Origin of the sequence: Negadavirga shengliensis (assembly GCF_042652345.1) — a bacterium.
Classification (GTDB): Bacteria; Bacteroidota; Bacteroidia; order Cytophagales; family Cyclobacteriaceae; genus Negadavirga; species Negadavirga shengliensis.
Genome location: NZ_JBHSJJ010000002.1, coordinates 299,155 through 319,902 on the forward strand (window position 1 = coordinate 299,155; position 20,748 = coordinate 319,902).

Genomic DNA, 20,748 nt, shown 5'->3' on the forward strand with positions numbered 1-20,748 from the left:
ATGAATAGATACATATATCTCCTGATGATAGGAATTTCCGTTTGGCAATTTTCCTGTGGAAGGGCAGAACAGCAAAAAGTTGAGACTGCTGATATTCGCAGGGCCTTTGTTTTGGGTAAAGAGGCCGTCAGCGCGGAACTGAAGCTACCCGCTGAACTGCTTCCTTATGAAAAGTCCCATATCCATACCAAGTTGGACGCTTATGTGCAAAGGGTACTGGTGGATATAGGTGATCAGGTGAGAAAGGGACAGGTGTTGGCGCTGCTCGAGGCGCCGGAGGTCAAGTCCAAAACTGCCGAAGCCAACGCCAAGCTTTTGGAAGCTGAGGCCAAATACCGTGCTGCTGAAGACAGGTACAGCAGGCTGCTGAATGCTTCCAAGACAGAGGGAGCCGTCTCAGCAGGGGATATCACCGCGGTTAAAAACACCTTTCAGGCTGACAGTGCCTTTTGGCAAGCCGCCAAACTGATGGCACAAAGCTACAGGGAGCAACAGGATTACCTGAATATACGGGCGCCTTTTGACGGCATCATTACGGCAAGAAACGTGAATGCAGGGGATTTTGTGAACCAAAATCAAAGCAGGACCATGTTGACCTTGGAAAGGCCTGACAAATTGAGGTTGAGGGTGCATGTGCCTGAAGCTTATGTACAAACCACACCCGAAAGTGAGGGGCTGAGTTTTACTACTGATGGCTTGAGCAATCGGGCATTTGAGGCGGTACTTGCCCGAAAATCGGGAAGCATCAATCCCCAAACACGTACAGAAACCTGGGAATACGAATTCGACAATACAGACGGGATTTTAAAACCGGGAATGTATGCAACGGCAAAATTGAAATTAAACAGGAAAGAAGAATCTTTTGTGGTGCCCACAGCTGCGGTGGCCACCACCTTAGAGAAAAAGTTCGTGATCCGCGTCAGGGATGGGTTTACAGAATGGGTAGATGTCAGAACAGGCATTTCGAAAGGTGGAAAAACGGAAATATTTGGACCCGTGAATGCCGGAGATATCCTGCTAAGCCGTGCTTCCGATGAACTGAAGCAGGGGCAACCCGTTGAGTATGCTGTGGGAGGTGATTGACCTTTGGAGTTCCCAAAAACCCCAAAAGGTCTTAATTCCCTGGTAAGAAATTTAGAGGGGATTTTAAACCTTCGAAGTCTGGAAGCGCTTAAAGGTTAAAACATCAAACCATGATACAAAAAATCTTAAAAAAACAGACGATTCGAAAACCACCATCCTCATTCGCCTGATGGTATGAACGGTATTTTTATCAGAAGGCATCCAAAAGTTCCTGTTTCCCGTTATCAGGGGGGCAGGGAGATTTGAGAAGATCGGACTGCCTAACCCGGAGTTTTTGGGGAGCTTTGTCGGTGTTTTTGAAATCATCTCTGGAATCCTGATTTTATTGGGAATGGCCACAAGACCCGCTGCCATTCCCACTTTAATCATCATGGTGGTAGCCATCGCCCCTACCAAATCCGAGATCTTGCAAAATGATGGATTTTGGGAAATGATGCACGGCAGCCGCACCGATTGGAGCATGCTCTTGGGCAGTATATTCCTGCTCATCCGGGGCGGAGGGAACTGGTCTGTGGACAGGAAAATGGCTGCACAGAACCTTTGAGGTTTTCAAGGACGACCCCCAAAGGTCAACAAGAAGAACCATGGATATATTCATTATCTCCTTCACCGCATTTGTCGTTGCCATCCTGACTTTCTTTTCGGGATTTGGCTTGGGGACTGTCCTGACTCCCGTTTTTATGCTTTTTTTTCCGGTGGATCTGGCGATAGCTTTGACGGGAGTGGTGCATTTCTTCAACAATATTTTCAAACTTTTCCTTGTCGGGCGAAATGCGGACAAGCAGGTATTGATCCGTTTTGGCATCCCGGCGGTGATTGCTGCCTTCGCAGGTTCATGGGTACTGCTGAACATCAGCGATCTGGAGCCGCTTTTCAGTTATGGCTTGTTCGGGAGAACCTTTATCGTGGAACCGGTAAAATTTATCATTTCCCTACTCCTGATCATTTTTGCTACCATGGACCTGATTCCTTATTTCCAAAACTTGCAATTCGGCAGGGAAAAGCTGCCCCTCGGCGGTGCATTGAGCGGCTTCTTTGGCGGGCTGTCGGGAAATCAGGGAGCATTACGTTCTGCCTTCTTAATCAAAGCGGGGCTCTCGAAGGAAGCCTTTATCGGTACTGCTGTGGTGGTATCCACTTTTGTAGACTTTACAAGGCTGAGTGTCTATGCGACCCGGTTTCTGAATGTCGATCTGGTCGACAACATTCAACCGGTACTTATAGCCACCTTTTCAGCCATTGCCGGAGCCTATATAGGCAACAGACTGTTGAAAAAAATCACCCTCAAATTCCTTCAAGTGACTGTCGCCGTTATGCTGATCTTGATATCGGTGTCCTTGGGAGCTGGGTGGATTTAATAAAAAGACAGGTTTTGAATTCCAAGACCTCCAAAACCGGCCGGGAATTTTCGGAGACCTCAGGAAAGGTGGGCAGAACCTCGGCAAAATTGTAACAACACCCCACCTTGGGCGATTCAGTAAAAGTTACGTACCCTTTATATTCTATTCAATTTTTTGTAAGTTAACTGCCTTAATCTTTCGACCTATGGGAAGCTTTAACAGAAGAAACACTTTGAAATCCTTAGGGTTAACAGGAATCGGAGCTGCCATATGGCCTTACTCTTCATTCCCGGGCCACATGACGGACATTAAGAAGCAACCTGAATATCAAGGAGAAATAAGGTCCCGGCCCATCTCTTCCACCGGTGAAATGTTACCGGTAGTAGGACTCGGCACGTGGATACAATTCGATGTGGGAACATCCGATGAAAATCGGGAACCACTCCGGCAAGTCCTGTCTAAAATGCGAGAACAAGGAGGAAAGGTTATTGATTCTTCTCCTATGTATGGGAGGTCAGAAGCCGTGGTGGGGGATCTCACCCACGAAATGGGAAACCAAGCTGACCATTTTTTTTATGCCACGAAGGTATGGACCAGTGGCCGAAACGAGGGAATCCGTCAAATGCAGTCTTCCTTTCAAAAAATGAATAGAAAAACGATGGACCTTATGCAGGTCCATAACCTTCAGGACTGGAAAACCCACCTGCAAACCATGGATCAGTGGAAAAAGGAGGGAAAAATCCGGTACACCGGGGTCACGCATTATACCCCATCTGCCCACAACCAACTGGAGCAGATCGTCAAATCCAAAGCGGTCGATTTCGTACAAGTCAACTATTCCATCATTGACCGCAATGCGGAAAAAAGCCTGCTTCCTGCCGCGAAAGACCATGGGGTGGCGGTCATTGTCAACCGGCCTTATGCTTCAGGAAATCTATTCAGCAAAGTGAAAGGAAAAGCGCTTCCCGAGTGGGCCATGGAACATGATATCCAAAGTTGGGGACAGTTTTTTCTAAAATTTATCCTTTCAAATGAAGCTGTAACCTGCGTGATTCCGGGAACATCCAACCCCAAACATCTGCTGGATAATATGGGGGCAGGGTTTGGCAGGTTGCCGGAGCTGAATTTCCGAAAAAAAATGTTGGAATACATTGAAAAGATCTGAATATATTTTCAAGTCCGACGCTCTGGCTATCCGCGCTGGCATGGAATAATTTGGTGTGGGAGATATGGCAATCCGAATCAATAATCAATTAGATGACCGGGAAATAGGACAGAAAAAGTGTTGAACTGATCTTCCAAATAGAAAACTTCAACAGAAGATCAATTACTTTGATATATTATATTTGAGATTATTATTTGGCACAGTATAGCCTAATTGTAATGTTCTTTAATTGTCCACACACAGGAACCATATAATGCCACCAAAAGAGAAAGTAAATAACAACCAAAAAATAAAAGTTCTTCGGGCTGAGCTGAAGGAGGTTCAGAAAAAGCTGGATGAGCAGAAGTATCTTATTCAAAATAACAGCGCTATTATACAGGCTGCACTCAACCAAAGCAACAAGGCCTGTATTTTTGTGGACCCCCATCTCAACATCACCGAATACAACACGCTGGCCAAAAGCCTTTTTTCAAACTTTAAAGGCAGCGGCATATCTGCGGCAAAAAAAATCCTCCATTTGCTCCCCGAAGATGAAAGCCGCGATTTTTTAAACGAAATTAAGGAGGCATTCTCAGGGAAACCTATCAAGAAAGAAAAGTCATTCCGTCAAACCGATGGATCAAGACAAAATTTTTCAGTCACCTACATCCCGGTCTCCGCACACCCAGATCATGTATCGGCTGTAATCATCACCTTTTCACCGCTAAAAATACTGGAACAAGGATCCACTATAAGCCTCATCCATTCTCTTAACGAAAGGATAAAGGAACAATCTTGCCTGATCAAAATGGTGGAACTTTGTAATACAGCTACGGACATTAAGGAACTGCTGAGCAATGCCGTAAACATCATACCGGAAGGATGGCAATTTCCTGAAATCACTTCTGCGGTAATCCGGTTTGAGGGAAAAGTATTTACTTCCGTTGGCCATAAAAGCAGTCCCTGGTTTCAGAGATCCGAAAAAAAAACCTCCTCAAACAAGAAAATGGAGGTTTCTGTATTTTATCAAAAGCAAATGCCTGTGGCTGACGATGGCCCCTTTTTAAAAGAAGAGGCTCAGTTAATCCGGGATATCTCCAACAACCTCGTTTCCAGCATTGACCAAATCATTGCAAGGGAAAAAATACGGCAAAAGGAACAATACCTGTTTACCATTTTGAATTCTGACCCCCAGTGTGTAAAGCTCGTGGCCAGTGATGGTACCTTGTTGGACATGAATCCTGCCGGACTGCATATGATAGAAGCGCAAGACCAACCTGAAGCAGCAATAGGCAATAAAATCCATAAACTGATCCACCCGGAAGACTTACCTATTTTTACCGGTCTTCATGAAAATGCCTTAAAAGGAAAAAAGGGAGAGGCGCAGTTCCGTATCATCGGCTTAAAAGGAACCCAGCGCTGGATGGAAAACACCTCAGTCCCATTTAAGGACAACCGAGGCAAGATCACTTCCGTCATGAGTGTCGCCCATGACATCACCGACAAAAAGAACCTTCAGCAGCTTTTGGATAATGCCTCTCAAATGGCCAGAATAGGAGGATGGGAACTGGACATGGTAAATAACACCATATTTTGGTCTAAGATAACCCGTGAAATTCATGAAGTAGAAGACGGCTTCGAACCAGACTTGGAGTCCGGTATTAATTTTTATAGAAGTGATTACCGTTCTAAGGTCCGAAAAGCCATCCAGGACTGCGCCGACCATGGCATTCCCTTTGATTTTGAATTTCCAATCGTCACAGGCAAGGGTCGGGAAAAATGGGTAAGGGCGATAGGTCAAGGGGATTTTAGAAACGGTAAATGTGTCAAAATATTCGGGAGCTTTCAGGATATTCATAGAACAAAATCAAGCGAATTGGCATTGGAAAAAGCCTACGAAGAGAAAAAAACTATCCTGGAGAGTATAGGTGATGCTTTTTTTGCGGTAGATGAAAATTGGACCGTGACTTACTGGAACAAGGAAGCCGAAACCCTGCTGGATATGGACAGGAACAATATCCTTGGAAAAAACCTTTGGACAATATACCGCGACGCTGTAGAACTGGATTTTTATGCACAGTACCACAAGGCCATGGATACTGGAAAATCCGTGGCTTTTGAGGAATACTATCCCACGGTCAATAAATGGTTCGAAGTAAATGCTTACCCTTCTGAAAAAGGACTTTCAGTTTATTTTAAGGACATCAGTCTCAGGAAACTCTCCGAGCAAGCCATCAAAGCGACCAATGAACGGTTTGAAAAAGTCACCGAAGCCACGAACGATGCGATTTGGGACTGGGACATTGTCCAAAACACAATCTATTGGGGCAATGGTTTCAAGACTTTGTTTGGATATGATGTAGATAAAAAGACGGCCTCGTCTGTGTCCTGGACAACATATATCCACGAGGAGGATGTGGCTGCTGTGAAAGCAAGTTTGTCCAAAGTGATAGAGGATAAAAGCCGGTCCAACTGGGAACATGAATACCGGTATATCAGAGCCAATGGCGAGCATGCGTTTGTGGTAAACAGGGGGGTGATCATCAGGGACGACAAAGGCAAGGCGATCAGAATGGTGGGAGCGATGACGGATATCACCCATAGAAAAGAATACGAAGCTTCACTCAAAAAACTGAATGAAAAACTGGAACAAAGAGCCATGGAACTGGCCATTTCCAACGAAGACCTCGAACAGTTTGCTTTTGTGGCCTCCCATGACCTGCAGGAACCTTTGCGCATGATCACCAGTTTTCTCGCTCTTTTAAAGCAAAATTACAGTGACCAGCTCAATGACAATGCCCAAAAATATATATATTTTGCGGTAGACGGTGCCCAGCGGATGAGACAGATCATCCTGGACCTATTGGAATTTTCAAGGGTGGGTAAACAAAAAGATAAAATACAGCCGGTTGATCTCAATTTAATTCTTGAAGAAACCTGTCACATTCAGAAAGGACTTATAGAGGAGAAAAATGCTGTCATTTCCTATCAAAATCTTCCCAAACTGAATTCTTACCGGGCTCCGCTCTTGCAAATATTCCAAAACCTTATCGGGAATGCGTTAAAATATTCCCAAAAGGGGATCCCTCCCCAGATTACCGTCACCGCCCGGGACATGGATGGCGAATGGCAAATAGCCGTACAGGATAACGGGATTGGCATAGAAAAAGAATATTTTAATAAGATATTTGTCATCTTTCAAAGACTCCATGGAAAGGATGAATATGAAGGTACAGGGATAGGATTGGCAATAGTAAAAAAAATAGTTGAAAACATGAAAGGTAGAATATGGGTAGCTTCAGAATTGGGAAGGGGAAGCACCTTTTACTTCACCCTCAAAAAAATCCCCTTTAAATAAGTATATTGAGTATAATGAAGAATCCATCGGCATGTATATTGTTCTCATTTGTCTGGCTTTTTACTGTTACAGAACAAATCGGCCGGCTATATGCTCAGGAAACAACCTCCCCCTATTTTTCAGAACAACATTACGTGCCCAGAATATGGGACAATACCAAAGGCCTTCCCGTCAATACCGTTTTCAAAACCATCATAGACCAAACCGGTTATCTATGGGCGGCTACGGAAGAGGGGCTTATCCGGTTTGATGGACTGGCATTCAAAACCTTTAATCAGGAAAACATTTCCGATATACGGTCTCCCCTATTCTATGACGTGATCTTATCAGAAAACGGAGATATTTGGGCGGCCAACATCCATTCCCTGGTCCGGATTCAAGACAACCAATTTACGGTATTCGATGCGAGAGACCAGATCGAAGGTTCATGGATCAATACAATTTTGGAAACCCGGCAGGGAGAAATATGGATCGGGACACATGAGGGGAAGTTACTCAAATTGACCGGCGACCACATCGGTCCCATACCCCAATGGAATGTCGATAAGCCGGGTATGATTGATGCTTTACTTAAAACCCCGGAAGGAATCCTGGTAGGGACACAAAAGGGTCTGTATCGCTATTCCGAAGATCTGAATAAATTTTCTGCAATACCGGGATTTGAGCATTCAAAAATCAGGGCATTGGTCCGGCACCCGGATGGGGCCATATGGATAGGTACCGCCGATGAGGGTGTTTTCAGGTTAAACAACGATGAAATCACATCTTTTGACATTACCACAGGTTTGAAAAGCAATCAGGTCAACGCCCTTTTTGTGGATCATGATGCGAAAGTATGGGTTGGAATGGACAAAGGCGGGGTAATATTGATCGATAACAACCGCTTGGTTTCCTTTAGGGATACGCAATTTGCTTCCAATGAAATCCGACATATCCATGTCGCTGGAAATGGCACCATATGGCTGGCCCCAATGGGTTCAGGACTGATCCAGATGATTCCCGCAGAAGTCAGGATGATGTCAAAAGCAGATGGTCTTTGCGATGATACGATATTACCTATTTATGAGGATGAGGAGGGTACCATATGGGCAGGGACGGCGGGAGCAGGAGTCAGCCGCATTGATGACGAAAGGGTCACCTGTATCACTACACGGGATGGGCTGGCCGACGATTTAATATTGGGTCTAGGTGGTTTCGATGGATATACCTATATCGGCACCACCAAAGGTTTAAACTGTTATAATAAAAAGAAAAAAAAGGTAGTAAGGACGTTTACCGTTAATGACGGCCTGACAGACGATATCATTTATGCCATTTATAAAGATTCCAAGGGGACGGTTTGGGTAGCAGGTGCCTCCGGAGGCATCTACCAGCTTGTGGATCACAAAAATCTTCGCCCCATTGCCGTACCCGAAAGCTATCATAAAGCTGAGTTCATTAATATTTTCGAGGACAGCAAAGGAAATATCTGGTTTGGCACCTATGCCACAGGAGCACTCAAAATGGAACAAAACGGACGTTTTACAGCGTATCCCGTTCATGACCATGCACCTTCCGGAATGGTTTCCAGCTTTTTTGAAGATGAAGCTGGGGATATCTGGCTGGGAACACATGATGCGCTCCTTTTGCTGGAAAACGATTCCTTCAGAATATTTAACAGGACAAACGGTTTGCAATTCAACGGAGCCCATGCCCTTATCCCGGATGATTTGGGATATTTATGGATGAGTAGCAATTATGGACTACAGCGGGTTTCATTAAAAGATTTATTGTCCTTAAAAGGGGATTCCACTCATACAAAAAAAATCCCGGTTCGTTATTTCGACACATCGGACGGCATGGCAAACAATGAAGCAAACGGGGGTATTTTTCCCGCGGGGTGGAAAATGAAAAATGGAGAGATATGGGTGCCAACCATTGAAGGAATAGCCATTATAAATCCCGCGGAGGTAAGGGCAAGAACATCTGAACTCAAGGTAAACATTGCCCACATCCGCTATGGGGATAAGGAATTCCATGATTTTCAAAATGTCGAAATACCCGCCGGTGTTTATAATTTGGAAATACAATACGGGAGTTTTGATTTCCGAAAACCTCATACCATCAATTATCATTACCGCCTAAAAAACCTTAACAGCGAGTGGAATTTAGCCGGCAACAGAAACACCGCCTATTTTACTTCTTTAAACCCAGGTCACTATATCTTTGAAGTCAAGGCAGAGCAATTTGGGCGCGAATCGGAAATTTCTTCCATTGGATTTACAGTAGCTCCCTTCTTTCATCAAACCTATTGGTTTCGGGGGCTTCTCTTGTGTGCTCTTTTTCTTTCAGGGTTCTTTGCCCGTCAATTTTATGCCAAACACCAGTTGGGCAAGGAAATGAAACTGCAAATCCAGGAACAAACACATGAACTGAAAAACAGGAACCGGTTGCTTGAAAACGCGCTTTCCGATATCGCCCATCAAAATAAAATCCTGAAAGAAATTGCCTGGGTACAATCTCACCGTTTACGAGGGCCATTGTCCAAAATCCTTGGCTTCACTGCTGTGTTAAAGGATTTCGACCACTTTACCAATGTCAAAAAAAGCAAAGAAAGTTTACTTGAGGAAATTGAGAAAGCGGCTAAAGAAATGGACCTGTTTATACGGAAACTGAACGATAAAATAGAAAATACAGACGACAACAACAAAAACAGTTAAAATGACCAAACGAGCCATGATCGTGGACGATGATGAGGGGGTGCTTTTTCTCCATGAGCTGATGTTGGTAGAAAGCAACTTCGCTGAAGAGATACTCTCTTTCAACGATGCCCAGGATGCACTTGATTATCTTGAGAAGGGCAGCGGGAATGACCACTATATTGTCTTTTTGGACATTAACATGCCTAAAACAAGCGGCTGGGATTTTTTGAATCAGTTGGAACATGGGCATTATGATCCTAAAATTCATGTCATCATGGTCACTTCCTCCATCAACCAATCGGATAGAAAAAGGGCCGAGAAATTCAATCACGTGGTTTATTTTGTAGAAAAACCACTGGATATTGATGTGTGTGAGCGGCTAAAAAAAATGGAGAGCCTTAAGGAACTGTTTAATAAAAATTAATACCCTCCTCAGTTCTTCATGATAACGGAACGATATAAGCACCGGCAATCACGAAACTGAAAGTCATGGTAATGCCAGGAATGCGTTGTTCTGTTTCGCAAGACAGGTTGACTTTAATCAAATTAAATAGATTATGGATTTTTTACAACATTGTATCACCGGAGCTGGTAAAATAAAAACCATTCATGAAATCTACTTATTTTCTTTTTTATAAAAAATCATATATCTTAAGAAAATACTTTCAATAGATATGCGGACCATCAAACATACAGATTTTCATGTTTTGCTTGTAGAAGACAACGAGGGGGATATAATACTTACCTTGGAAGCATTTGAAGAAAACAAAATCACCTGCGATGTCAGCGTGGTCAAAGATGGCAAAGAAGCATTGGATTATGTTTTTCATCAAGGTAAATACAAAAGCACCGCCCCCCCAGATCTGATCCTGTTGGACATCAATCTGCCGAAGAAAAACGGGTTGGAAGTTTTACAGCAAATCAAAGAAAGAGACAGAACCAAACACATTCCAATTATTGTCCTTACCACCTCCACTTCAAAAAATGATGTAATGGCCGCATATCAGAATTATGCCAATTGCTATATTACCAAGCCGATGGATTTAAACAGTTTTATCCAAGCAATATCGCGCATAGAAAATTTTTGGCTTGATATAGCGACGTTACCCCATTAAAAATGCAAAGGGACAGTAAATCATACCAAATCCTAGTAGTCGAAGACAATCCGGGCGACTACTTTTTAGTAGAGGAATTTCTCAGGGAAAAAATGACTGCTCCCCGGGTGGTCAGGAGTGAAAGCTTTAAACAAGCTAAAACAACTATCATTAATGAGGATAACCGCTTTGATATTATTCTTCTCGATCTTTCATTACCTGACAAAGAAGGGGAAGAACTTATCCGCGAAGCCATATTCCTGTCAGCAGGCACACCCATTATTATCCTGACCGGATTTGTAGATGAGAATTTTGCCGTCAAGTCGCTTTCTTTAGGTATATCGGATTATCTTTTGAAAGATGATCTGAATTCCACAATCCTCTATAAAAGCATTATTTACAATTTGGAGAGGCATAAAAACCTTTTAAAGCTCAAAGAATCCGAACAACGTTATTTTGACCTTTTCCACCTCAGTCCATTACCTATGTGGGTGTACGATTTGGAGACTTATGCTTTCCTGAATGTCAACCAAGCGGCCATTGAGCATTATGGTTACAGTTATGGAGAATTCATGCAAATGACCATCCTGGACATCAGGCCAAAAGAGCATGCCATAAGCGTGAAAGAAGTATTGAAAGAAACAAAAAAAAACCAAGCAAGAAAATTCAGGGGTGTTTTTGTTCATCAAAAGAAAGATGGTACCCTGTTGGAGGTTGAGATCATTTCAAAATTCCTGGATTTCCAGGGAAGGAAAGCAAGAATGGTACTGGCCAACGACATGACCGAGAAACTTAATTACGTCAAAGCCATAGAAACACAAAATGAAAAACTGAAGAGCATTGCATGGCTCCAATCCCATGTGGTACGGGCGCCATTGGCCAGAATGATGGGTTTGATCAATTTGATTAAAACAGGAGAACTCAGTATGGATGAGAAAATATCTTTTCTTGACCATATCATTGCTTCTGCCGACGAGGTGGATAAGGTCATCCGGAATATTGTGAACAAAGCCCAAAAAATATCCTTTATGAATAAGGGTAAACCTGATAACTGAAATATCCCTTGAAACGATCGCAAAAAAAAGAGGGTGTGGCCTAAAGCCAAACAACCCCTTTTTTGGATTTTTTTAAGTGTTTAATTATTTTTTACCGATGTACTCCACCAAATCAACTACTTTATTGGAATAACCCCATTCGTTGTCATACCATGATACCAATTTCACAAAGGTATCACTCAATTGGATTCCCGCACCGGCGTCAAATATGGAAGTTCTGGCGTCACCGATAAAGTCATTGGAAACCACAGCGTCTTCAGTATATCCCATAATTCCTTTCAATTCACCTTCAGCAGCTTCTTTCATTTTGGCACAGATTTCCTCATAAGAAGCCGGCTTGGCCAATCTTACCGTAAGGTCTACTACCGATACGTTGGGAGTCGGCACCCTAAAAGCCATGCCTGTAAGTTTACCGTTCAGCTCAGGAATCACTTTTCCAACAGCCTTCGCGGCACCGGTTGAAGAAGGTATGATATTCTGTCCCGCACCTCTTCCTCCTCTCCAGTCTTTGGCAGAAGGTCCGTCAACCGTTTTTTGAGTAGCAGTAGTGGCATGTACCGTGGTCATCAAACCTTCCTCTATACCCCAGTTATCATTAACCACTTTGGCCAAAGGCGCGAGGCAGTTGGTGGTACAGGATGCATTGGAAACAAAAGTCATGTCGGATGTGTAAGCAGATTCATTTACCCCCATCACAAACATCGGCGTATCATCTTTGGATGGCGCAGACATGATTACTTTTTTAGCGCCGGAGTCAATATGCCCCTGAGCCTTTTCCTTTGTAAGAAACAGACCTGTGGATTCCACAATGTACTCCGCTCCAATATCTCCCCATTTCAGATTGGCCGGGTCTTTTTCAGAAGTAACCCTTATGGCATTGCCATTGACCACAAGTTTTCCGTCTTTTACTTCCACATCACCTTTGAACTGGCCATGGGTAGAGTCATATTTTAACATGTAGGCCATATAGTCCACATCAATCAGATCATTGATGCCGACGATCTGCACATCATCCCTTTCCTGGGCTGCGCGAAATACCAGTCTTCCGATTCTTCCGAATCCATTGATACCTACTTTGATTTTTTCCATAATTTGAAATCTGTTTCAGTTTTAGAATATTGCTTAATAAGGTGTTTAAAAATCCGCTTCAAGGACCGTCTGTCTCGTTTTGTATCATAAACCAAGGAAAATTGGTCCCGGCGAAGTAATTGCAACCTCGCCCGAAATTTTCAATGGTCAAATTTATTAAAATTAATTTATCATTGAAATTTTGGTTTTGATTAGTTTGTGAATTCCATAAAATTTTGATTCCCAAAATCCCTCATTTTTCGGCTTTCCTGTTCATGCCCAATCCAACCTTGAAAGCCGGACCCTCATTGCCGGGTATATCCGGCATAACCTCTGATCAAAGCGGCAAAAATCAGTCCAACCCACAGCTCCTTGAATAAATCCGTGCCAATCCGTGGAATCCGTGATCCACCTTTTTTAAAACCACAGATTACCGTAAAGTAGAGCCGTCAGGGACGATATATCCCTGACGTACCCCCTCTTCAATCCGTACGTGCGGTTTTCCCGCATACGGCTTTCCTGTTAGATTCTTCACAGGCATTCATCGTTCTTTTACTTTCTGGTGTGGCTAAGTCACCTGTCTTTCCCGATTTGGCTTTGTATATAGTTCCGCTTGTTATCATTGGCTCTATTGCAGTTCTAGACTATTCTTTTCGTCATTGCTGCCACCCGGCCATAACCTCGTAAACATTCTAACAGCAATGCCCCTTCGCTCACTGCGCTTTTACCTTTCCGCAGCTCAAGCACTACTATGGGCATCTCCGACTCCCTCACCATCCCTTTGCCACTGGGATATGCTAGGGCATCCCACTGCCTGCCCCGAATATCGGGGTTCATGCAACCTTCTTCCGACACGCAACACCATCGTACTCCGGGTATCCGCCGATATGCTCTTTACCGTTGCCTCTATCGACGTGGCAGGCTTCATCCAATCTGAGAGACTGGCCAATACCAAAAGAGTAACGGAGTTTGACCCCGGTCGACCGGGGCTTACGGGACCGTTCTGTCTGATCTTCACAGTGTTTGTTTCCGCCCAAAGTGTCAGGAGTACTTCAGCCTGAACGCCAAATTTGGCTGGAAAGAACTTTCATCCTCCTAGGTTTTTAAGTTTATATATAACACCCACGCCATGAGGCGCACCAGATTCACACAGATGATTGGGGAATGAATTTCCGGTCAATTTTCCAAAAATAAATCCGCGCTAATCCGTAGCATCCGTGGAACCCGCGGCCCCCCTTTTTTTTAAACCACAGATTACCCATCACACCTTATAAAACTCCACCAGTCTTCCATTATAATCCGCCACTTTCTCCACGAGTTTCTGGCGTTGACTTTCATCATAAGCCCTAAAGCTACGCGCAAGCTCAATTTTTTCCTTGATCATCTCCGCATTGTCCGCACCACTGATCAGCACGCTGATAGGCAGCGACCAGGAAAAATACAGGGCTTCCTGAATGCTCAACGCATTGGGAACGATTTTCGGATTATCCCCATGTTGAAAATGGGAAGTCCCCCCGAAAAAGCCACCGTTGGCCAGGGTTTTCATGGCTAACGGTGCCATCTTTTTTTCCACAAGCTTGGGCATCACATTATTGATAAAACTTTTGTAATTCGGATCAAAAACATTCACCGGCATCTGACAGGCCTGTAAGGCATCCGTACTCTCCAGCATTCTCAAATGGGCATTAAAATCGGAATGCCCAGAGAAACCTATGTGCCTGACCTTGCCGCTCTCCTGAGCTTTTCTGACCGTTTCGAGCACCCCTCTCTCTATCCTTCCATCCACATCCGGAGGACTGCTGACCGCGTGGATCAGCCATAAATCGAGGTAATCTGTTTTCATCCGCTTCAAAGTGCCCTCCAAATGGGATTGAGCCGCTTTTCCATCCCTTGCAGTGGATTTGCTCTGGATATAAACAATGTCCCGGTATTGGGGCGTAAGAAACCTGCCATACCGCTGTTCCCCAACTCCGCTTCCATAAGATTCTGCATTGTCAAAAAAACGTATCCCTCCTTCCAAGGCAGCTTCAATGGTTTTTTGGGCCTCTTTTTCAGGCATCCTTGCAATATGGGCCCCACCAAGCCCCAACATGGTTACTGCCTCGCCGGTACTCCCAAACTTTCTTTTTGGCAGTAATTCCCCCAACCTGTCCCTTTCAAAATAACGGGTTCTACCTCCTTTAACCCGGGAAGAAATGGCCCCGCCTACGGGTAACATGATTCCTGCGGTAAGGCCTGCCAAAGACTTCAGGAAAGCCCTTCTTTTATTCTTTTCTTCATTGTTTTTCATATGATTATAATTTTTTCTCAATAGGCCATATGGAATCTCGCAATTATGATCATATCTCTTTGTGTCGCCTGCGTCATGCTCGATTTCATCTGTTTATATTTTGATTTCCAATGGTCAGATGGTCCCGAAAGCTTTCGGGATGATGACTAACCCCGAAAGCTTTCGGGGCATTGCCCTGCCTGCGGGCCGTACTGCCCATCGGCAGGCAGGCCTGTGTGTCTAATGATTATTTTAGTCATGTCGATTTCATGAGTTATTCATTTGAAGCTATAACTTAATCCTCCGATCATATTGAATCCCGGCATGGGATAACCCCGTTCCACCTGGTAATGGGTATTTGTCAGGTTTCGGGCGTCGGCAAACAACCTGAATGCCGAAGTGAAATAATACATACACCTGATATTCAACAACGTATAGTCCTCTAGCGCGTGCGCTGGTTCAATGCTGTTCCGCAATCCGAAAACCTGTTGCACAGAAGGCATAAACCTGAATTTCTCCCAGGACCAGTAGCCTTGTAGTCCGAAATGGTGACGTGGCGCAAACAACACATTGGCTGATACATCCACAAATGCATAGTTGAATGTCAAATCAGTGTTCGGTTTTGGTTTAAAGGAAAGCTGGGACTCAAGTCCTTTATTGGTGAAGCTGCCACTGTTTCTTCCTATAGGGGGAACTTCCATAGGGTTTATCTGAATGAGATTTTTCCCTTCCGTATAAAATAATGTCAACTCAATGGACAGCGACTTACCCATTAAACGTTGAATCACCCCAAACTCATGACTCCAGAGCTCCTCAGGTTGTAAATCCTCATTAGATGGCGGAAATAAAAACAAGTCCACAACAGATGGGCTCCGAAAGGCCTTTGAAGATGATGCTTTCAGCAAAGTTTCTTCTCCTGCATGATAAGAAATGCCGAAAGCAGGAATAGCCCGACTGCCAAACAGGGAATTGTTCACCTGCCTGATCCCGCCACTGATATTCAGTTTTTCGGCCAGGCCTTGCTGAATATGTATATATATATCCGTTTCATCGACCCAGTGTCTGGTTCCTAATCCCACCGCAGCCGGGGGCGGCAATGTTTCGTTAAAGGCCCTGCCTCCAAAACGCTTGTAATCCAGTCCCAAAGTAATGACCTGTCCCGGAACGAAATTCAGGTTTTGGTAAAAAGTCAGCCCCTGGTTTTGATCTGTAGATTCAAAACCCGTTGAAAAGCGGTGGTTCCCAAAATTATGGTATAGCAACAGGGCTCCAGATACTTTTTCACCTTCATTTTTTAAAGAAACGGCTGCCCTGCCTCTCAAATATTCCCGTTCATCATTTTCCAGCGGCGCCTCTTGGGGTCCAGGTTGGAAATAGACGGCATCTGCTAATTGCAGATCCCCTGAAACAGAAAATACCGGACTGAAGTCATACCCCAGTTTAAGATAGGTGGTGGTATTGCTGAAATTGTCAGCAGCGTCCGCCCGGTAACCCTTGGTGCTGTTTCGGTTTGCGGAAACCATAGCATGGAATTTTTCTTTCTTATACCGGATATTTCCAGACATCAAGGCTGTCCCGTAGGAGCCATACCCAACAGACAGATCCCCCTGCCAGCCTTCTTGGTTGGCTTTGCGTGTAATCATGTTGATGGCTCCGCCCATAGCATTGGATCCATACAACACAGAGGCGGCACCTCTGATTACCTCTACCCGCTCGATATCGGTAGCACTGTAGGCATCTGCAATCGGATGGGCAAAAATCCCCATAAACTGAGGCTGCCCATCGATCAGCACGAGTACCCGGTTGTTGGGCGTGCCGCTGATTCCCCTTATGCTGATGTTCCCTCCGGAATTAGGCCCTACCCCAAATCCGGTGATGCTTCTGTCATTGAGGAAAAAACCCGGCACATGCCTTACCAAAGCCGGCAGCACATTTATAGTTCCATTTCTTTCCAGGCTTTCCCTATCCACCACCGATACACTGGAGACTATTTTGCTCCTTGGCTGCTCATACCTTGTTCCCGTCACCACTACCGGATCCAGTATCCAGGAAACGCTGTCCATTTCCTGAGCCATGCCTTCTGTCCAGGAAAGAACACCAAGCAGCAATAACCAGCTATATGGCTTATTGTGCCTTACCATCCTTGCTGATTTTCCATGGCCAGGCTACACATGTTTTGATATGGGGAAACAAAACAAGGTCTGCCTGCCCCTTGAGCACAAAAGTTTTCACCTCATAGTCCAACAATTTCTCGCGCAATATCTCCAAGGTTTTCCCCGTTACGGCAACATCATCCACTATCAATATTTTGAAGTGACTGTAAAAGTCCCAATTCAGATCGCACTGAATTACCGGCTTCTCATACTGTGGGTTATTGTCTTCATCCCTGTACCTTACCCTTACAATTTTGAGATCTGCATTCAACTGGTGGGCAATAATACCCGCCGGAACCACACCTCCCCGGCCGACCCCTATTACCAGGTCGGTCTTGGGGAATTCAAAATCACGGATGGCTTCGCTGATGGTCTGAAACGATATGGGGATTTTTTGATTCATCATTCAACACGGTAGACGTATGGGGACTTTATCAAACGCTTTTTTTATCAGCGGGCTTGTTCCGGAAGGAGGAGAACAAAACGTTGATCATCAGCAGGAGCAATATTCCCCAAGTTCCGTTTGAAACCGATGAAAGGTAAAAATCCACAGCAGAAACCTCAAATATATCCCATATTCCTACGACCGCGGCCGAAACAACCTTTGCCGTCAGGTATCCTAAGGGCGCCGCAAACCAGCCCCTTCCCTTGCCCAAAAGCCAATGGGTGGCCAAGGTAAAACAGGCCAATTCCAAGGTAAGCACAACGGCGAAAGCCCCGTCGGGATTCCCGGCAAACATCCAATTAAGACCTGGAGCCAACAATGCTACCAAAAGGGCCATTGGTACGCCATACAGAAAAAGGGCAATCAAAGGCATATAAAACATGGGCAACAAATATGCGCCCATAGGTATTCCTTTATGGGGCGGAATAAGATGTATAAAAAAAGGAAGTGCAAAAGAGGCTGCCAAAACCAACGATAGCGTAAGGATGTTATACCTTTTACGGGAAATAGGAAGGGTCTGCATATGTAAATATTTTGGATCAATTATCAAAGCATCAAAATTTAAAAAATTTTCAGCATTAATACAACATATTGGGATATTTAAACTAATTCATGGACTTTTACAACTTTTTATTTGTACAAAACCTTCATATGGTCCAAAAATTGCACGAACAAAACCATGTAGGTTTTTATTACCCCCTAACCCTTATATGGCAGTAATCGGAGAAATCATTAAAAAAGCAATAACACTTGGCGAAAAACTCAACAACGATGACAGTCCTGCAGAAAAACAGGAAAAAGTACTGAAAGACCTATTGGATAAGGCCAAAAATACCGCTTTTGGTAAATTTCATGGTTTTGACCTTATTCTGGGGTCTGAATCCCCCTCTGTGACCTTTCAGGAAAAAGTGCCTTTTCATGATTATGACGCCATTTATAACCGATGGTGGCACAAAATCCGTGAGCGCCATAAAGACATCACCTGGCCCGGAATCAACAAATATTTTGCGGTGAGTTCGGGAACAACCAGTGCCAGTAAGTACATTCCGGTTACCGAAGAGATGCTGGACGCCATACGCAAAACCGGCCTCCGTCAAATCGTCAGTCTTTCCAGATATGACATGCCATCCGACTTTTTTGAAAAGCAGATCATGATGCTGGGGAGTTCTACCGGATTAAAAGAAAAAAATGGTTTCCTTGAAGGGGAAATCAGCGGCATCAGTGCCGGTCAGATTCCTTTCTGGTTTCAAAATTTCTACAAACCGGGATGGGAGATTTCCGCCATAGCGGACTGGGACGAAAGGGTTTTGAAAATCGCGGAAAATGCTAAAGAATGGGACATTGGCAGTATTTCCGGCATCCCCTCCTGGATAGAGCTGATGATGAAAAAAGTCATTGATTATCACAAAGTGGAAAACATCCATGACATTTGGCCAAATTTATCTGTTTATACTCCAGGTGGCGTGGCTTTTGAACCGCACCGCAAAAGTTTCGAAAAACTGGTTGCCCATCCGCTGATTTATATTGATACCTATCTGGCCTCGGAAGGCTTTCTGGCTTTCCAAAGCAGACCCGATTCCGATGCCATGGAACTGATGCTCGATAATGGGATTTATTTTGAATTCGTACCTTTCCGGCCTGAAAACATGGATGAATCCGGAGCTGTCCATGCTGACGCCAAAGCCCTTACCATAGCAGAAGTGGAAGAGGGTGTGGATTATATCCTCATCATCTCCACCGTGGCAGGAGCTTGGCGCTATATGATTGGGGATACGGTGGCGTTTACAGATAAAAACCGTGCTGAAATCAGAATCACAGGTCGAACCAAATTTTTCCTCAACGTAGTAGGCAGCCAACTTAGTGTACATCAAATGGACAAAGGGCTTGAAGCCTTACAGGAAAAATTTAACCTCGTAATACCTGAATACACCGTAGCCGCCATTCAGGAAAACGGAGAATATATCCACCGCTGGTATATGGGCAGGGACGATGGCGATGCCGATGAACAGGAGGTGGCCCGGTTTTTAGATGATCATTTGCAAGCAAACAACAAGAACTATAAAGTAGCCCGTAACAAATCACTCAAGAACATTGAGGTAAGATTGGTACCCGCTGATTTTTTTTATGAATACAATGAAAAACAAAAGAAAAAAGGGGGCCAGGTTAAATTTCCCCGGGTAATGAAAGAAGAGGCTTTCAGGGAGTGGGAAGGTTTCCTGGAAAAAAGAGACCTGACCCATCCAACCTGAAAAAACCACGGAAATATGAAACCGGCTACGCTGTTGGCACTGAATACCTTTACCTTCACCATCACCCTTCTTGTGAATTATTTGGGCGGCTCCGGCACCCTCACAGGAAAATCTGTAGGGGAAATCAGTGCAAAATACCCCAGTTTGATAACACCGGCAGCATATGCTTTTTCCATATGGGGTATCATTTACCTCTTTCTTTTGGGTTTTCTGGGCTTTCAATGGCATAGATACCTCAAAAATGACAACGGGGAATCCCTGCTCCCCAGCGGACTGTGGTTTTCGGCTTCCAATATTTTCAACTCAGTATGGCTCCTCCTCTGGCTTCATGAAGAACTGGCCTTGACAGTGCTGGTGATGTTTTTGTTGTTATTTTCCCTCATTCGGCTGGTGATTCGACTAAAACTTGAAATTTGGAACGCCCCCTTGAAAATCATCGCATTTGTTTGGTGGCCCATTTGCATTTATATAGGCTGGATCGTTTTGGCCACCCCCGTCAACTTGGCAGCATGGCTAACCAGTTTAGGGGTTTTGGAAAACACGTTGCCGCCAAAAGTCTGGGCGATAATCGTTATTTCCCTGGCCACAGGGATCTACCTATGGCTCATACAAAAAAGGAACATGCGAGAAGCTGCGTTGGTAGGCGTCTGGGGGTTGATTGCCATTGCCGTAAATCAATGGCAAAGCCAGCAAATCATAGGTTGGGCGGCGCTGACGGCGGCAGCCTTGCTCTTTTCCGCTTCCGGCTACCACGCCTACATCAACCGGGCAAGCTCCCCCTTTGCTAAATCCTAAGAAAGAAGGAGAAC

Annotated in this window: 16 protein-coding genes and 1 pseudogene; 11 read left to right on the top strand and 6 right to left on the bottom strand. The window is 44.5% G+C overall.

Annotated elements, in window-relative coordinates; translation table 11 throughout:
• From ACFPFU_RS04215 to ACFPFU_RS04255, 9 genes and pseudogenes are all read left to right on the top strand, one after another.
• Positions 1-1,083, top strand: coding sequence for an efflux RND transporter periplasmic adaptor subunit (locus tag ACFPFU_RS04215; RefSeq protein WP_377061834.1), 1,083 nt, complete (start codon positions 1-3; stop codon positions 1,081-1,083).
• A 193-nt stretch (positions 1,084-1,276) separates the two neighbouring features.
• Positions 1,277-1,627 (top strand): annotated as a pseudogene (locus tag ACFPFU_RS04220) (DoxX family protein); the annotation flags it as partial.
• A 40-nt stretch (positions 1,628-1,667) separates the two neighbouring features.
• The gene (locus ACFPFU_RS04225) at positions 1,668-2,441 is read left to right on the top strand and encodes a sulfite exporter TauE/SafE family protein (protein ID WP_377061836.1); all 774 of its coding nucleotides are present in this window, start codon (positions 1,668-1,670) and stop codon (positions 2,439-2,441) included.
• 187 nt (positions 2,442-2,628) lie between these two features.
• Positions 2,629-3,588: an aldo/keto reductase gene (locus ACFPFU_RS04230; RefSeq protein ID WP_377061838.1), complete on the top strand. Its 960-nt coding sequence runs from the start codon at positions 2,629-2,631 to the stop codon at positions 3,586-3,588.
• Between the two features lie 253 nt (positions 3,589-3,841).
• Positions 3,842-6,925, top strand: a complete 3,084-nt coding sequence (locus tag ACFPFU_RS04235) for a PAS domain S-box protein (RefSeq protein WP_377061840.1) — start codon at positions 3,842-3,844, stop codon at positions 6,923-6,925.
• Between the two features lie 14 nt (positions 6,926-6,939).
• Positions 6,940-9,624, top strand: coding sequence for a ligand-binding sensor domain-containing protein (locus ACFPFU_RS04240; protein WP_377061842.1), 2,685 nt, complete (start codon positions 6,940-6,942; stop codon positions 9,622-9,624).
• A 1-nt stretch (position 9,625) separates the two neighbouring features.
• A complete protein-coding gene (locus ACFPFU_RS04245) occupies positions 9,626-10,030 on the top strand; it encodes a response regulator (RefSeq protein ID WP_377061844.1) in 405 nt (134 codons plus the stop codon).
• Between the two features lie 250 nt (positions 10,031-10,280).
• Positions 10,281-10,721 (top strand): response regulator, encoded by a 441-nt coding sequence (locus ACFPFU_RS04250; protein WP_377061846.1) that lies wholly within the window; start codon positions 10,281-10,283, stop codon positions 10,719-10,721.
• A gap of 2 nt (positions 10,722-10,723) precedes the next feature.
• The gene (locus ACFPFU_RS04255) at positions 10,724-11,755 is read left to right on the top strand and encodes a response regulator (RefSeq protein ID WP_377061848.1); all 1,032 of its coding nucleotides are present in this window, start codon (positions 10,724-10,726) and stop codon (positions 11,753-11,755) included.
• An 84-nt stretch (positions 11,756-11,839) separates the two neighbouring features.
• Here the strand turns inward: ACFPFU_RS04255 and gap are convergent, their stop codons facing one another.
• From gap to ACFPFU_RS04285, 6 genes are all read right to left on the bottom strand, one after another.
• Positions 11,840-12,844, bottom strand: a complete 1,005-nt coding sequence (gene gap / locus ACFPFU_RS04260) for a type I glyceraldehyde-3-phosphate dehydrogenase (protein WP_377061850.1) — start codon at positions 12,842-12,844, stop codon at positions 11,840-11,842.
• A gap of 718 nt (positions 12,845-13,562) precedes the next feature.
• Positions 13,563-13,841, bottom strand: a complete 279-nt coding sequence (locus ACFPFU_RS04265) for a hypothetical protein (protein ID WP_377061852.1) — start codon at positions 13,839-13,841, stop codon at positions 13,563-13,565.
• A gap of 243 nt (positions 13,842-14,084) precedes the next feature.
• A complete protein-coding gene (locus ACFPFU_RS04270; protein WP_377061854.1) occupies positions 14,085-15,113 on the bottom strand; it encodes an aldo/keto reductase in 1,029 nt (342 codons plus the stop codon).
• Positions 15,114-15,370: 257 nt separating this feature from the next.
• Entirely contained in the window at positions 15,371-17,233 is a 1,863-nt protein-coding gene (locus ACFPFU_RS04275; protein WP_377061856.1) for a TonB-dependent receptor plug domain-containing protein, read from the bottom strand.
• A complete protein-coding gene (locus tag ACFPFU_RS04280; RefSeq protein ID WP_377061858.1) occupies positions 17,217-17,651 on the bottom strand; it encodes a phosphoribosyltransferase family protein in 435 nt (144 codons plus the stop codon). Before ACFPFU_RS04280 ends, ACFPFU_RS04275 begins: the two co-directional genes overlap by 17 nt.
• A 28-nt stretch (positions 17,652-17,679) precedes the next feature.
• Positions 17,680-18,213, bottom strand: coding sequence for a hypothetical protein (locus ACFPFU_RS04285; RefSeq protein WP_377061860.1), 534 nt, complete (start codon positions 18,211-18,213; stop codon positions 17,680-17,682).
• A 187-nt stretch (positions 18,214-18,400) separates the two neighbouring features.
• Between ACFPFU_RS04285 and ACFPFU_RS04290 the strand changes: the two genes are divergently transcribed.
• Both ACFPFU_RS04290 and ACFPFU_RS04295 read left to right on the top strand, forming a co-directional pair.
• Positions 18,401-19,939 carry a GH3 family acyl-acid amido synthetase gene (locus ACFPFU_RS04290; RefSeq protein ID WP_377061862.1) on the top strand — a complete coding sequence of 513 codons (1,539 nt, stop codon included), beginning with the start codon at positions 18,401-18,403 and terminating at the stop codon, positions 19,937-19,939.
• 15 nt (positions 19,940-19,954) lie between these two features.
• Positions 19,955-20,734 carry a hypothetical protein gene (locus ACFPFU_RS04295; protein ID WP_377061864.1) on the top strand — a complete coding sequence of 260 codons (780 nt, stop codon included), beginning with the start codon at positions 19,955-19,957 and terminating at the stop codon, positions 20,732-20,734.
• Positions 20,735-20,748 lie beyond the last annotated feature (14 nt).

Coding starts and splice junctions, on each gene's coding strand:
- ACFPFU_RS04250 (WP_377061846.1), top strand. CDS start 10,281: ATGCGGACCATCAAACATACAGATTTTCATGTTTTGCTTGTAGAAGAC.
- ACFPFU_RS04225 (WP_377061836.1), top strand. CDS start 1,668: ATGGATATATTCATTATCTCCTTCACCGCATTTGTCGTTGCCATCCTG.
- ACFPFU_RS04280 (WP_377061858.1), bottom strand. CDS start 17,651: ATGATGAATCAAAAAATCCCCATATCGTTTCAGACCATCAGCGAAGCC.
- ACFPFU_RS04255 (WP_377061848.1), top strand. CDS start 10,724: ATGCAAAGGGACAGTAAATCATACCAAATCCTAGTAGTCGAAGACAAT.
- ACFPFU_RS04215 (WP_377061834.1), top strand. CDS start 1: ATGAATAGATACATATATCTCCTGATGATAGGAATTTCCGTTTGGCAA.
- ACFPFU_RS04290 (WP_377061862.1), top strand. CDS start 18,401: ATGGCAGTAATCGGAGAAATCATTAAAAAAGCAATAACACTTGGCGAA.
- ACFPFU_RS04240 (WP_377061842.1), top strand. CDS start 6,940: ATGAAGAATCCATCGGCATGTATATTGTTCTCATTTGTCTGGCTTTTT.
- ACFPFU_RS04270 (WP_377061854.1), bottom strand. CDS start 15,113: ATGAAAAACAATGAAGAAAAGAATAAAAGAAGGGCTTTCCTGAAGTCT.
- ACFPFU_RS04275 (WP_377061856.1), bottom strand. CDS start 17,233: ATGGTAAGGCACAATAAGCCATATAGCTGGTTATTGCTGCTTGGTGTT.
- ACFPFU_RS04230 (WP_377061838.1), top strand. CDS start 2,629: ATGGGAAGCTTTAACAGAAGAAACACTTTGAAATCCTTAGGGTTAACA.
- gap (WP_377061850.1), bottom strand. CDS start 12,844: ATGGAAAAAATCAAAGTAGGTATCAATGGATTCGGAAGAATCGGAAGA.
- ACFPFU_RS04245 (WP_377061844.1), top strand. CDS start 9,626: ATGACCAAACGAGCCATGATCGTGGACGATGATGAGGGGGTGCTTTTT.
- ACFPFU_RS04285 (WP_377061860.1), bottom strand. CDS start 18,213: ATGCAGACCCTTCCTATTTCCCGTAAAAGGTATAACATCCTTACGCTA.
- ACFPFU_RS04295 (WP_377061864.1), top strand. CDS start 19,955: ATGAAACCGGCTACGCTGTTGGCACTGAATACCTTTACCTTCACCATC.
- ACFPFU_RS04235 (WP_377061840.1), top strand. CDS start 3,842: ATGCCACCAAAAGAGAAAGTAAATAACAACCAAAAAATAAAAGTTCTT.